Annotated in this window: 12 protein-coding genes; 8 read left to right on the forward strand and 4 right to left on the reverse strand. The window is 64.6% G+C overall.

What is annotated here, in order from left to right:
* Positions 1-33 precede the first annotated feature (33 nt).
* Positions 34-1,047 (reverse strand): ABC transporter substrate-binding protein, encoded by a 1,014-nt coding sequence (locus tag FJV80_RS26355; RefSeq protein ID WP_142877831.1) that lies wholly within the window; start codon positions 1,045-1,047, stop codon positions 34-36.
* Between the two features lie 209 nt (positions 1,048-1,256).
* On the opposite strand from FJV80_RS26355, the gene FJV80_RS26360 reads away from it, so the two are divergent.
* The 8 genes from FJV80_RS26360 to FJV80_RS26395 all read left to right on the forward strand — a co-directional run bounded on the left by FJV80_RS26360 (position 1,257) and on the right by FJV80_RS26395 (position 10,606).
* A complete protein-coding gene (locus FJV80_RS26360) occupies positions 1,257-3,674 on the forward strand; it encodes a glucan 1,4-alpha-glucosidase (RefSeq protein WP_142877832.1) in 2,418 nt (805 codons plus the stop codon).
* Positions 3,675-3,722: 48 nt separating this feature from the next.
* Entirely contained in the window at positions 3,723-4,739 is a 1,017-nt protein-coding gene (gene gnd / locus FJV80_RS26365) for a phosphogluconate dehydrogenase (NAD(+)-dependent, decarboxylating) (protein ID WP_142877833.1), read from the forward strand.
* A gap of 22 nt (positions 4,740-4,761) precedes the next feature.
* Entirely contained in the window at positions 4,762-6,138 is a 1,377-nt protein-coding gene (gene zwf, locus FJV80_RS26370; protein WP_095774739.1) for a glucose-6-phosphate dehydrogenase, read from the forward strand.
* A gap of 14 nt (positions 6,139-6,152) precedes the next feature.
* Positions 6,153-6,857 (forward strand): ROK family protein, encoded by a 705-nt coding sequence (locus FJV80_RS26375; protein WP_095792223.1) that lies wholly within the window; start codon positions 6,153-6,155, stop codon positions 6,855-6,857.
* Positions 6,858-7,069: 212 nt separating this feature from the next.
* A complete protein-coding gene (locus tag FJV80_RS26380; protein WP_140890572.1) occupies positions 7,070-7,525 on the forward strand; it encodes a MucR family transcriptional regulator in 456 nt (151 codons plus the stop codon).
* A gap of 122 nt (positions 7,526-7,647) precedes the next feature.
* A complete protein-coding gene (locus FJV80_RS26385) occupies positions 7,648-8,748 on the forward strand; it encodes a pyridoxal phosphate-dependent aminotransferase (protein WP_142877834.1) in 1,101 nt (366 codons plus the stop codon).
* A 262-nt stretch (positions 8,749-9,010) separates the two neighbouring features.
* A complete protein-coding gene (locus FJV80_RS26390; protein ID WP_095774743.1) occupies positions 9,011-10,249 on the forward strand; it encodes an MFS transporter in 1,239 nt (412 codons plus the stop codon).
* 48 nt (positions 10,250-10,297) lie between these two features.
* Positions 10,298-10,606 carry an NIPSNAP family protein gene (locus FJV80_RS26395; protein ID WP_095774744.1) on the forward strand — a complete coding sequence of 103 codons (309 nt, stop codon included), beginning with the start codon at positions 10,298-10,300 and terminating at the stop codon, positions 10,604-10,606.
* A gap of 36 nt (positions 10,607-10,642) precedes the next feature.
* Here FJV80_RS26395 and FJV80_RS26400 read toward each other — a convergent pair whose 3' ends face one another.
* From FJV80_RS26400 to FJV80_RS26410, 3 genes are read right to left on the reverse strand one after another with little or no spacing between them, the layout of a single operon-like run.
* A complete protein-coding gene (locus FJV80_RS26400; protein ID WP_095774745.1) occupies positions 10,643-11,359 on the reverse strand; it encodes a glutamine amidotransferase in 717 nt (238 codons plus the stop codon).
* Positions 11,360-11,377: 18 nt separating this feature from the next.
* Positions 11,378-11,857, reverse strand: a complete 480-nt coding sequence (locus FJV80_RS26405) for a TerB family tellurite resistance protein (RefSeq protein WP_142877835.1) — start codon at positions 11,855-11,857, stop codon at positions 11,378-11,380.
* A 52-nt stretch (positions 11,858-11,909) separates the two neighbouring features.
* Complete coding sequence (locus tag FJV80_RS26410) at positions 11,910-13,511, reverse strand: heme biosynthesis protein HemY (RefSeq protein ID WP_142877836.1); 1,602 nt, start codon at positions 13,509-13,511, stop codon at positions 11,910-11,912.
* Positions 13,512-13,520: the final 9 nt, after the last annotated feature.

Consider the following 13,520-nt stretch of genomic DNA (forward strand, 5'->3'; position numbering starts at 1 on the left):
GCGATGGTACGAAGGGCAACGCAAGCGCGACATTCACTTGATGTTGGCCTTGATCGCCGCGAGGGCGTCTTCCTGCGTGTATTCGTGGGTGGCGACGCCGCCTTCCTTGATCTTCGGAAGGGCTGCCTCGAAGTCGTCCTGGGTGAAGGCCAGATACGGCACCAGCAGGTCGTGCGGAATGTCCTTGCGGCCATCGAGCACCTGCTGCGCCACCCAGAAGGCGAGCGACGACACGCCGGGCGCGATCGAAGCCGACCAGGTCTTGTAGCCGTCCTTGTCCTTCTGTTCCTTCCACCACTTCAGCTCGTCCTGCCGGTTGCCCATGATGATGGTCGGGCGCGGCTTGCCGGCGGCGGCGAAAGCCTGTGCGGCGCCATAGCCGTCACCACCCTGGTCGACGATGCCCACGATATCGGGCAATGAGGGCAGGATGGTCGCGACCGCTTTCTGCGCCGTCGTCTGATCCCAGTCGCCGGTCACCGAGCCGACGATCTTGAACTCGGGATGCGCGGCGACGCCTTCGAGGATGCCGGCATGGATGGCATCGTCGATCGAGGTGCCGGCCAGGCCACGGATTTCCAAAAGGTTCCCGCCCTTGGGCTGGAACTTGGCCATCTGCTCGACTTCCTGCTTGCCCATGTCCTTGAAGTCGACGACGACGCGGTAGGCACAGGGCTCCGTGACGGTGCCGTCGAAGGAGACGACCGTGATGCCGGCGTCGCAGGCCTGCTTGATGGCGCCGTTGAGGGCGTCCGGCGAGGCGGCGTTGATGACGATGGCGTCGTAGCCCTGCAGGATCAGGTTCTGCACCTGGGCCGCCTGCGTCGGCACTTCCTTGTCGGCGGTGGTGAAGATGTCGGCCGCGCCGACGATCTTGTCTTCAACCGCCTTCTTGGTGACGATGCCATAGCTGTCGAGCATCGCCTGCCGCCACGAATTGCCGGCGTAATTGTTGGAGAATGCGATCTTCTTGCCGCTGGTATCGGCAAGTGCCGTGCCCGATGCGAGCATCGCGGCAAGAGCGCTCAGAGCTAACAGTTTCTTCATGTTCATACTCCTCCCAAGAGTTGCTGGTCGTGCGGATTTTAGGTGGAAAGTCGCGCCTGCGTTCCTGTTTTTTATCGATTGTCAGACAAATGAAGATGGCATAGCGGCCTGTCAACTGCAATCCGCAAAGCCTGCCGATCAACTTGCGGTGCGCCAATTGAAATGGCGTCGGTGGATGGGTAAGCCATGCGCACAGGAGGCCAACAGAGATGGCAGTGACGCCGATCGTTCCCCCGGGCGCGCCGGGCATTCCGGCGCGCTGGACGTCGAGCGCCAAGAGCGGCGTCGGGACGTCGCTTTCGCCGGCCGGCCACATCTGGTTCACCATCAGCCACGGCATCCTCAACGAAGTCTACTATCCACGGCTCGACAGCGCCTGCACGCGCGATCTCGGCCTGATCGTCACCGGTCCCGGCGGCTATTTCTCGGAAGAGAAGCGCGATGCCGCGCATGAAATCGAGCCCTTCGAGGCCGGCGTGCCCGCCTACCGGCTGGTCAACACCGCCGGCGACGGCGCCTACCGCATCGAGAAGCGCATCCTCTGCGACCCGGCGCGGCCCGTGCTGCTGCAGGAAATCACCTTCACGGCGCTTAAAGGTGCTCCCGGCGATTACCGCGTCTACGCGCTTCTGGCGCCGCATCTGGTCAATGCCGGCATGGGCAACACCGCCTGGGTCGGCGACCACAAGGGACAGCCCGTGCTGTTCGCCTCGGGCCGCGGCTCTTGCCTGGCGCTGGCCTCGTCGCTGCCCTGGCGGGATTGTTCAGCCGGCTACGTCGGCTTCTCCGACGGCTGGCAGCAACTCAATCATACCGGCATGCTCGATCCGGCTTGCCGACGGGCAGAAGACGGCAATGTCGCGCTGACCGGCGAGATCGGCTTTTCGCCGACCAAGACAAAAGCCGTGCTGGCGCTGGGTTTCGGCGCGACAGCGGACGAGGCCGCCGAAAATGCGTTCGCCAGCCTGAAGACGGGCTTTGAGCCCGCCGCCAAGGCCTATGTCCAGAATTGGCGCAAATGGCAGGCGGGACTGCTGCCCCTGGACCGGCACGCGGCATCCGGCATCAACACCTATCGCGCCTCGACCGCGGTTCTGGCGACGCACCGCTCCACCGCCATGCCGGGCGCGGCGGTCGCCAGCCTGTCCATCCCCTGGGGCTTCAACAAGGGGGACGACGACCTCGGCGGCTACCATCTGGTCTGGCCGCGCGATCTGGTCGAGACGGCGGGCGGCTTCCTCGCCGCCGGCGATGCCGGCTCGGCGCTGCAGATCCTCGAGTATCTGCGCTCCATCCAGCAGCCGGACGGACATTGGCCGCAAAATGCCTGGCTCGACGGGTCGGCCTATTGGCCCGGCATCCAGATGGACGAATGCGCCTTCCCGCTGCTTCTGGCCGACGCCCTGCATCGCGCGGGACACCTGCCCCGCGCCAGGCTTGCCGCTTTCCTGCCGATGATCGAGCGCGCCGCGACCTATGTCGTGCGCAATGGACCGGTCACCGGCGAGGATCGCTGGGAAGAGGATGCCGGCTACAGCCCGTTCACGCTGGCGGTGGAGATCGCGGCGCTGCTTGCCGCTGCAGACCTGCTCGATGCCTGCGGCAAGAAGGACGAAGCAATCTATCTGCGCGAGACATCGGATGGCTGGAACGACCAGGTCGAACGCTGGACCTATGCCACCGACACGGCCATCGGCAAGGCGGCCGGCGTCAAAGGCTATTATGTCCGCATCGCGCCGCCCGACAGCGCCGAGGCCGCCTCGCCGAAGGACGGCTATGTACCGATCAAGAACCGGCCGCCCGGTGACACAAACCGCCCGGCGCAGGAAATCGTCAGCCCGGACGCGCTGGCGCTGGTGCGCTTCGGCCTGAGGTCGGCTGATGACCCGCGCATCGTCGATACGGTCAAGGTCATCGACGCGCAGTTACGCTGCGCGCTGCCGCAAGGCCCGCTCTGGTATCGCTACAATGGCGACGGCTATGGCGAACACCAGGACGGCGCCCCTTTCGACGGCACCGGCCAGGGCCGGCCATGGCCGCTTCTGGCCGGCGAACGCGCCCATTATGAACTGGCGGCGGGGCGCAAGGACAAGGCAGCCAATCTTCTGGCGGCATTGGAAGGTTCGGCCGAGCCCGGCGGCCTGTTGCCGGAGCAGGTCTGGGACAGCGCCGACCTGCCCGAGCGCGAACTGCTGCACGGCCGCCCCTCGGGCAGCGCCATGCCGCTGGTCTGGGCGCATTCCGAGCATATCAAGCTGCTGCGCTCGCTGCGCGACGGCGTTGTCTTCGACATGCCGCCGCAAGGCGTCAAGCGCTACATCCAGGGCAAGACCACATCGCCGTTCAGGACCTGGCGCTTCAACAACAAGATCCGCACGCTGCCCGAGGGCAAGACGCTGCGCATCGAATTGCTGGCCACGGCCACAGTGCACTGGAGCAGCGACAATTGGGCAACCGCCCATGACAGCCAGACGGCGGAAAATGCCTTCGGCATCCATCTTGCCGATCTTCCCACCGCCAGCCTCCGCGGCGGAAGCACGCTGATCTTCACTTTTTTCTGGCCCGGAACCGGCGATTGGGAGAATGTCGACTTCTCCGTCACATCAGGCGAGCGGGATAGCGGCTAGATCCTTCCTCGACAAACCCAGAAAATCTCTAGGAAACAGGACGAAACCATGCAGATCGGAATGATGGGACTGGGCCGGATGGGCGCCAACATGGTGCGGCGCCTGATGCGCGACGGCCATGAATGCGTCGTCTACGACATCAACCCGGCAAGCGTCGCCGCCCTGGTGAGCGACGGTGCGCTGGGCACGGCATCCCTGACGGAATTCGTCGGCAAGCTCGCCAAGCCGCGCTGTGTCTGGCTGATGCTGCCGGCGGCGATCACCGGCAAAATCATCGATCAGGTCTCGGTCCTGATGGAGCCCGGCGACATCGTCATCGACGGCGGCAATTCCTACTATCACGACGCCGTCGACCAGGCGGCGAAACTGGCCACCAAGGGCATCCATCTTGTCGATGTCGGCACCAGCGGCGGTGTCTGGGGCCTCGAGCGCGGCTACTGCCTGATGATCGGCGGTCCCGACGTTGCGGTGCAGCACCTCGATTCGATCTTCGCCACGCTGGCGCCCGGCGCCGATGCCGGCGCGCCGGCTCCCGACAAGGCCGCCGGCACCGCGCCCTTCGGTTACCTGCATTGCGGGCCGAGCGGCGCCGGCCACTTCGTCAAGATGGTGCACAACGGCATCGAGTATGGCGTCATGGCCGCCTATGCCGAAGGCATGAACATCTTGAAGTCGGCCAATGCCGGCAAGCGGCAACGCACGGCCGACGCCGAGACCAGCCCGCTGGAAAACCCGCAATACTACCAGTTCGACATCGATCTTCCGCAGGTGGCCGAGGTCTGGCGGCATGGCAGCGTCATCGGCTCCTGGCTGCTCGATCTCACCGCCGGCGCGCTGAAGGGCGACCCGGGCCTGGCGCAGTTCGGCGGCCGGGTTTCGGATTCGGGCGAAGGACGCTGGACGCTGAAGGCCGCGATCGACACCGGCGTGCCGGCGCCGGTGCTGTCCTCGGCGCTGTTCGACCGCTTCTCCTCGCAAGGCGAATCCGAATTCGCCGACAAGCTGTTGTCCGCCATGCGCTATGCCTTCGGCGGCCATGTCGAAAAGCCGAAGGCCGGCAAGTGACGCGGCCTGGGGAGACGCACGCATGAGCCAGGAACGGTCCGACACGCTGGTGCTCTTCGGTGCCACCGGCGACCTCGCCCACAAGAAGATATTTCCGGCCCTTTACCAGATGGTCGCCAAGGGCACGCTCACCGAACCGGTGATCGGCGTCGCCTTCGACGCCTGGGACATCAAGCAGTTGCAGGCCCGCGCCCGCGACGGCATCGTCAACGCCATCGGCAAGATCGACGAGAAGGTGTTCGCCAAATTCGCCTCGCTGCTGCGCTATGTCAGCGGCGACTACCGCGATCCGGCCACCTTCGAGAAGCTGAAGACCGCGCTTGGCACCGCCCAGCGGCCGCTCCACTACATGGCGGTGCCGCCGACCATGTTCGAGACTGTCGTGCAAGGATTGGAGCAGTCGGGCACCGCGCGTGGCGCGCGGCTGATGGTGGAAAAGCCGTTCGGGCATGATCTGCAGTCGGCGCGCTGGCTGAACCGCGTGCTGCATCTGGTGTTCGACGAGCAGTCGATCTTCCGCATCGACCACTATCTCGGCAAGGAAGCGATCCAGAACCTGCTTTATTTCCGCTTCGCCAATTCCTTTCTCGAGCCGATCTGGAACCGCAATTTCGTCGAGAGCGTACAGATCACCATGGCCGAGGATTTCGGCGTCGAGGGCCGCGGCCGCTTCTATGACGATGTCGGCTGCATCAGGGATGTCATCGAGAACCATCTGCTCAACATCCTCTTGCTGCTGGCCATGGAGCCGCCGGTCGGCCGCTCGGCCGACGACCTGATCGACGAGAAGGTGCAGGTTCTCAGGGCGATACGGACACTGACAAAAGACGATGTCGTGCGCGGCCAGTTCACCGGCTATCTCGCCGAGCCCGGCGTGAAGCCGAATTCGCCGGTCGAGACCTTCGCGGCGGTGCGCTTCTTCGTCGACACCTGGCGCTGGCAGGATGTGCCTTTCTTCATCCGCGCCGGCAAGAACATGCCCGTGCATGTCACGGAAGTGGTGGTGCGGCTGAAGCGCCCTCCGCTCGACGTCTTCGACCCGATCAAGCCCGCCGACCAGAACTACGTGCGTTTCCGCATCGACCCGCAAGTGGTGATCGCCATCGGCGCGCAGCGCAAGGCACCCGGCGACGACATGGTCGGCGAACAGGTGGAACTCACGGCGCTCGACGACAGCAAGGCCGACATGCCGCCTTACGAGCGCCTGATCGGCGACGCCATGAACGGCAATGGCCAGCTCTTCACCCGCCAGGACGCGGCCGAGCTTGCCTGGCGCATTGTCGGGCCGGTGCTCGGCGACACCACGCCGCCGCATCTCTATGAGCCGAAGACATGGGGGCCGGCCGACGCCATGGCCGGCTTCGGGCCTCCCAACGGCTGGATCGACCCGGTGGCATGAGCGGAGGAGAGACGATGGCCAAGGCGGTGAAGCAGACGGCATCGGACGCCGGGCAGATCGTGCTTTCGATCGACATTGGCGGCTCGCACGTCAAGATCCTGACCAGCGCCGGCGGCGCCGAGCGCCGGGACGATTCCGGCCCGGACCTGACGCCGCAGCAGATGATCGACAAGGTGAAGAAGCTCGCCGAGGGCCTGTCCTACGACGTCATCTCGATGGGCTATCCCGGCCCGGTGCGTCACAACAAGCCGGTGCTCGATCCCAAGAATCTCGGCAAGGGTTGGGCCGGCTTCGATTTCGACGCGCAGTTCGGCAAGCCGGTCAAGGTGGTCAACGATGCGTTGATGCAGGCTATCGGCAGCTATGAAGGCGGGCGCATGCTGTTCCTCGGGCTGGGAACCGGCCTCGGTGCGGCGATGGTCTTCGACAATGTCGGCCAGCCGATGGAGCTCGCCCATCTTCCCTACAGGAAAGGCCGAAGTTTCGAGGACTATGTCGGCGAGCGCGGCCTGGAAAAGTACGGCAAGAAGAAGTGGCGCAAATACGTCGTCGACGTCGTCACCCGTCTGCGCGCCGCCCTGCAGCCAGATTATGTCATCATTGGCGGCGGCAATGTCGATAAGCTCGACGAGTTACCGGCCGAGGCCAGGCGCGGTGACAACACACGCGCCTTCGAAGGCGGATTTCGTCTGTGGCGAGACAAGGCGCTGATTGTCTGATATTATTACTGTTTAGTATAGTTGTTCAAAATAACGTGTGACGCCGCGCTTAATCATTGCGTTGCGCAGATTTGCCGACTAGGAATTTCGCGCACTAACCCGCGCGCTCCACTGGATACGCTTGAAGACCCTTCAGCATTTTTTGATTTGTGCCTCGTCCTTTCGAAAACGATCCCCATTTTCGAGGCCGTGCACCATAGACGGAGGAAACATTGACCGACGATAGCAACGACGCTCGCATCGACCTTCTCGAGCTGACCGCCCACATCGTATCCGCCTACGTTGAGAAGAACCGCCTGCCCGCCTCCGGCCTGGCCGACCTCATCGCCAGCGTCGCCACCTCGATCGGCGGGCTCGGCAAGCCGGCGGTGCCGGTGGCGGCTCCCCTGGTTCCCGCGGTCAACCCGAAGAAGTCGGTGACGCCGGATTTCATCATCTGCCTCGAAGACGGCAAGAAGTTCAAATCACTGAAGCGCCATCTCGGCGTGCATTTTGGCCTGACGCCGGACGCCTACCGCGCCAAATGGGGCCTGCCCTCGGACTATCCGATGGTTGCTCCCAACTATGCGGCCTCGCGCTCGCAACTGGCGAAGTCCATCGGCCTCGGCCGCAAGGTCGAGGTGGCGCCTGTCAAGGCCAAGGGCCGCAGGGCGAAGGTTTCGGCCTGAGCATTCAGGCCTGAGCCAATATTTAGGACGACTGGAACAGGAGCCTGCCGGCGAAACCGCCTTGGCAGGCTTCCTGCTTTTGTGGCTTGGATAGACCGGACAAAGGTCATGTGGGGGAAGCCATGAACTATACCAGGATGGTGATCGAGAAAGAGGCGCCGGAGGAGTACGGCTACGACCGCATCTGCTTCAACCTGTCCGAGAGCTCGATCGCCGACCAGAAGCTCTCCGACATCGGCCTGTCGCTGCCTGACCTCACGCTGTTCTATGGCGAGCATCGCGGCGACAAGGACTTGCGTGCGCTGATCGCGGCGCAGGATGCCGGCATCTCGTCTGACGATGTGCTGGTCACCGCCGGCGCCGCCGGCGCGCTGTTCATCATCTCGACATCGCTGCTGTCGGCGAGCGACCATCTCGTCGTCATCCGGCCCAACTACGCCACCAACATCGAAACCCCACGCGCGATCGGCTGCGCCATCAGCTTTGTCGATCTCGCCTTCGAGGACGGCTTTGCCATCGACGTCGAGGCCATCAAGGCGGCGATGCGACCGAACACCAGGCTGATCAGCGTTACGTGCCCGCACAACCCGACAGGCACGATGATGGGCCAGGCCGATCTCGACGCGCTGGTAGCGCTCGCGGAAAGCCGCAACTGCCATTTGCTGGTCGACGAGACCTATCGCGACCTTTCCTATGGCCGGCGCCTGCCGTCGGCGGCCTCGCTCAGCACGAAGGCAATCAGCGTCGCGTCGCTGTCGAAGGCCTTCGGCATTCCAGGCATCCGCATCGGCTGGCTGATCACCAGGGATCCAGCGCTACAGGAGACGTTCCTTGCCGCCAAGGAACAGATCGGCATCTGCGGCAGCGTCATCGACGAAGGCATTGCGCGCGGCATGCTCGAACGCCGGGACGCCTTCCTGGGAGTGCTGCTGCCCGAAATGGCGAAGCGTCGAGACATCGTCCAGGCCTGGATCGACCGCGAGCCACTGGTCGACTGGGTGCGGCCCGAAGGCGGTGTCGTCGGCTTCCCGCGCCTCAATGTCGAACCCGGCTTCGATCTCGACCGGTTCTATGTGAACCTGCTGGAAAACCATGGCACCTATGTCGGGCCAGGCCACTGGTTCGAAATGGAAAAGCGCTTCTTCCGCGTCGGCTTCGGCTGGCCGACGGAGGCCGAGTTGCGAGGCGGGCTCGACGCCATTTCGGCAGCACTTCGGCGGTAACTTCCTTGTGCGATGGACGCAACGGGCTGAAAATCCCTTGATCCAGTGCCGATTTTCGCACACATCGCGCATCGAACTTTGCTAGACGTTCCATTGGTCGGACCAGCGCCCATCCGGGAAGTGCCCCGCCGGCAATCGCATCGGCCCGAAAATCCACTCCGATTTTCGGAAAGCACGATGCGAAACCAAACAGTGTTGGAGCATACTTTGTGCGTCCAATTGGACGTCGCTCCAATGCCATCGCAACGGGGCCCTTATATTCATGACATCCCTGCAAACTTCACCTGAGCAGCGTTACGCTGCCTTCCGGCACAAAGCCTTCCTCAGCTACTGGACGGCGCGCTTCCTCACCACTTTCGCGACCATGATCGTCTCCGTCGCCGTCGGCTGGCAGGTCTATGATTTGACCCGCGATCCTTTCGACCTCGGCATTGTCGGCATCGTCCAGTTCCTGCCGTCCCTGCTTCTGGTGCTGGTCACCGGCGTCGTCGCCGACCGCTTCGGACGCCGGCTGATCATGGCGCTGTCGACGGTGATCGAGGGCATATGCGCCCTCATTCTGCTGGTCCTGACGCTGCGCGGTCTCGCCAGCCCGCTGCCGATCTTCGCCGTGCTCGCGATGTTCGGCACGGCACGGGCCTTTTACGGCCCGGCCTCGTCCTCGCTGTTCGCCAATCTGGTGCCGCCGGAGGATTTCGGCAACGCGATTGCCTGGAACTCGTCCGCCTGGCAGACGGCGACCATCGTTGGACCGGTTGCCGGCGGCCTGCTCTACGGCGTTTCTCCGGAGGTCGCATACGCCAGCGCCGCCATCCTGATGCTGGCTGCCGCCCTTTTGATTTTCACCATTCCCAGGCCCGCCCAGCGGACCGCCACCGACAAGCCCTCCATGGCGACGCTGTTTGCCGGCTTCCGCTACATCTGGAGCGAGAAGATCGTGCTTGGCGCCATCTCGCTCGACCTGTTCGCCGTGCTTCTCTCCGGCGCCTCGGCATTGCTGCCGGTCTATGCGCGCGACATCCTGCAGCTCGGCCCGTGGGGCCTCGGGCTGCTGCGTTCGGCGCCGGGCATCGGCGCCATCTGCGTGGCGGTGTGGCTCGCCGGGCATCCGATCCGCAACCATGCCGGCGTGATCATGCTCGGCTTCGTCGCTGCATTCGGCGCCTCCACCGTGCTGTTTGGACTGTCCACCCTCACCTGGCTGTCGATCGTCGCATTGGCCCTCCTCGGCGCCACCGACATGTTCAGCGTCTATATCAGGGAGACGCTGATCCAGCTGTGGACGCCGGACGAGGTGCGCGGCCGCGTCAACGCCGTCAACCAGGTCTTCGTCGGCGCCTCCAACGAGGTCGGCGAATTCCGTGCCGGCACCATGGCGGCGCTGATCGGCACCGTCCCTGCGGTGGTGATCGGCGGCGTCGGCGCCATCGCGGTCGCCGGCCTGTGGGCGTATCTGTTCCCGCAATTGCGCAAGGTTCGCCACCTCGACGGGCGCAACTGACGCTCGCCGATGGCCGGCAAGATACCTCACCCTGTCACAGGAAATCCCATGATCACGTGCTACCTGAAATATGTCATCGACCCTTACAAGCTTGCCGAGTTTGAAGAATATGGCCGCCGCTGGATCGGTCTGGTCAATCGCCTCGGCGGAAACCATCATGGCTATTTCCTACCGAGCGAAGGAGCCAACAATATCGCCTATGCCATGTTCAGCTTTCCGAGCCTTGCCGACTACGAGGACTATCGCATGCGGATGGCGGCCGACCCGGAATGCCAGGATGTGTTTGAAGCGGAAAAACGCAATCGCAGCATTTTGAGCTATGAGCGCAGCTTCATGCGGCCGGTGCTCGAACCCTAGAATAACAGTCCGCCCGGAATTGCGAAACGGACGGAGCTATCGCACCGCCGGCCTGCCGAACACCATGCGCAGGAATTCGTCCAGCCAGCGCTTCAGATGCATGTCCCAGATCAGCCGGCCGCCGAGGTGATCGCGGCCGGGCTGCGCGCCCGGCAATTCGAAGCGATGCGCGCCGCGCACCACCCAGCGCTGCATCATCACCCGGGTCAGTTCGCCATGGAACTGGATGCCCCAGGCATTGTCGCCATAGCGAAACGCCTGGTTGGGGTAGGTCTCGGCCGTCGCCAGCAGCGTTGCGTCGCTGGGCAGGGAAAAGCCCTCGCGGTGGAACTGGTAGACCATTTCCGGCCAGTGCATGAGGTTCCTGCCGGCCTCGGTCGCCTTGATCGGATACCAGCCGATCTCGACCAGCCCTTCGCCGTGGCCCTCGACCTTGCCGCCGAGATGGTTGACCAGCATCTGCGCACCAAGGCAGATGCCCAGGCACGGCCGGTTTTCCCTGAGCGGGATTTCCAGCCAGTTGGTCTCGCGGCGAACGAACTCATCCTCGTCATTGGCGCTCATCGGTCCGCCGAACACCACCGTGCCGGCATGGCCGTCCAGCGTCTCCGGCAAGGCGTCGCCGAGCGGCGGCCGACGGATATCGAGCTCGAAACCCTCTTCGATGAGCATATGGCCGACGCGTCCGGGGCTCGAATTCTCCTGGTGCAGCAGGATCAGGATTTTTGGCTTCGAGCTCGTTGCGCGCGGCATCGTCAGGCGAGTTCCCGTCTATTCGTCGCTCGAAATTCCGCGCGCGCCCGGCGCCTGCGCCGCCGCCTTGCGGCGCGCCTCGACCCGGTCGTGGCGTTCGACGCCAATCAGTTCGGCGACGCGCCAGACCGTATTGTCCTCGAGTTCGTGCAACTCGCCATCGGCATAGACGATCTCCCACATCAGGCCGATGAAGGCCTTGCGCCCGCCCGCGTCGAGATGGCGCTTGAGCACGCTGGTGAAGGCATAGAGGTCGATCGCCTCATTGTCGGCCCGCTCGCCGGCAGCGGCGAGCGCTTCGAGTTCGGCGCCGCTGATCGAGTAGCTCTCGGAGAGCACGGCCTTGAACCGCTCCCATTCGACATCCTGGCGCACGCCGTCGGCATTCATCACATGGTAGAGCAGCGCCGAGGCGGCGACGCGCGGATCGTCCGTGCTGGTATGCGCGCCGGCGCCGGCCGGCAAATCCCTGAGAAACGATAGAACGCGTTCGAACATCAATCCATTCCCAAACGGCCCAAGGGCCAAGTCAATCACCCGAAGGCCAAGATCAAAACAGCCGGAAGCGGCGCGGCGATTTTTCCGCTTCCTCGTCCGGATCGACGCCCGGATCATCCGGCAGCCGCGCCAATTCTTCAGCCGGCTCGACGGCCTCGGCATCGGCCGGCACCGCCGCGAACGCAGCCGCCGTGACCGGCGTGACCTGGTCTTCGCTTCTATCGGTTCCCTTGCCCGTTGTCTCGCTGCCCGCCGTGGCAGGCTCGATCGCTTCGACCGGCTTTTCACTGGCCGGCTTCGCCAGCGCCTCGATCACCGGCACGGTGGTCTCAGGCGCATCGTCACGGCTGTCGATCAACTGGCCAAGCCGCTCCATCGGCGCGCGCCACTCGAAGGCGTCGAGCCGTCCGGTAACTGGCGATACCGGCACCCAGCGTTCCGAAACGACGCCATCGGCGACCCAGGCCGGATCGCGTGGCGCTCGTACCGCCTTGGAGAGCAGCTGCCGCACCTTGCCCTGGTCGCCCGTCTCGGCCTCCTCGATGTCGGCCAGCAGCAGATAGGCGCCTTCGCGGCGGTCCATCCGGATCGCCGCCTCGGCCTCGCCGCGAGCGGTGGCGAAATCCTGTGCGTCGAGCGCGGCACGCGCCACGGTCATCGACGATTCGGCGTGGTTCTTCTTCATCTCCTGCAGCTTCTTCGCCCGGTTGAGACGGTCGAGCACGGCGTCACCCGGCCTGGCATGGGTGTAGAGCTCGGCAATCTCGGGATGCGGCTCGGCCCTCCAGGCGGTCTCCAGGATTTTCGAACCCTTGCGCACATCGTTCTGCCTGAACAGCGCGGCGGCGGCGGCAACCGCGGCAGGGGCGAAATCCGGCTGCAGCTTGTTGGCCTCTAGCGCCGCGCTTCTTGCCGCATTGGGATCGCTGTCGGCGAGCGACTGCGCCTTGGCGGTCAACAGCACGGCGCGACGGCGGTTGGCGGCGTCGCGCTCGATCTGCCGCGTCGCCTTCTGCGCGTCGACCAGTTTCAAGGCGCCGTCCCAATCGCCGCGCGCGGTCAATTCCTCCAGTGTCGATTCGGCCGCCCAGGCCAGCTGCGGCGCAACGGCGGCAGCGCGGCCGGCATAGTGGCGGGCGGCATTGCGGTCACCCAGCCGTTCGGCTTCGAGATAAAGCCCGCGCAGGCCGAGCAGCCGCATTTCGGGATCGTCGAGCATGCTTTCGAACTTCTGGCGCGCCCCTTCATGGTCGCCTTCGAGCAGCGAGGCCTGCGCCTCGAGCAGATGGATCAGCGGCTCCTGGTCGGAACGGATCAGCTTGGCCGCTTCCTTGGTCTTCTTGCGGGCCAGCGCGCCGTCGCCGGCGCCGGCCGCGATCATGCCGGTCGACAGCGCCTGATAACCGCGGTCGCGGCGGCGCACGCGGAAATAGCGCGAGATGGTATAGGGGCTGTTCCACAGCGACCTGACCAGCCACCACAGGATCATCACGGCGGCGACCACGGCGACGATGGCCACCGCCGCCACCATCAGGCTGACCTGGTACTGATAGCCGTTGAAGGTGACGACCATGTCGCCCGGCCGGTCGGCCAGCCAGGCAAAGCCGAGCCCGAGCGCGAAGACGACGATGAGGAAGGCGAGCAGGCGGATCATCGTTTTGCC

The organism is Mesorhizobium sp. WSM4310 (genome assembly GCF_007003935.1).
In the GTDB taxonomy this organism is placed as follows: Bacteria; Pseudomonadota; Alphaproteobacteria; order Rhizobiales; family Rhizobiaceae; genus Mesorhizobium.